This is a genomic window from Idiomarina sp. UBA4206 (assembly GCF_002383015.1).
Classification (GTDB): domain Bacteria; phylum Pseudomonadota; class Gammaproteobacteria; order Enterobacterales; family Alteromonadaceae; genus Idiomarina; species Idiomarina abyssalis.
Map to the genome: position 1 here is coordinate 78,833 of NZ_DFTS01000072.1, position 272 is coordinate 79,104.

1 protein-coding gene is annotated in these 272 nt (G+C 47.8%); it reads left to right on the plus strand.

Translation table 11 applies throughout. The annotated features are described in order from the left end of the window. Window positions 1–272, plus strand: a 272-nt coding sequence (locus B3180_RS14480) for a 2Fe-2S iron-sulfur cluster-binding protein (protein ID WP_286845209.1), incomplete at both ends; no start/stop codon positions are given.

The following is a 272-nucleotide window of genomic DNA, read 5'->3' on the forward strand; positions in this document are numbered from 1 at the left end:
TTGGCTTGTATTACTCCAACTTCTGCATTGAAAGGCAGCAAGATTGTGATTCGTCCGTTGCCTGGGCTACCGGTTATTCGTGACTTAATTGTTGATATGAGCCAGTTCTATCAACAGTACGAGAAGATTAAACCGTACCTGATCAACGATGATAAAACGCCGCCGGCGCGTGAGCGTCTGCAGTCACCAGAAGAGCGTGCTAAACTTGACGGACTGTACGAGTGCATCTTATGTGCATGTTGTTCGTCATCATGCCCGTCGTTCTGGTGGAA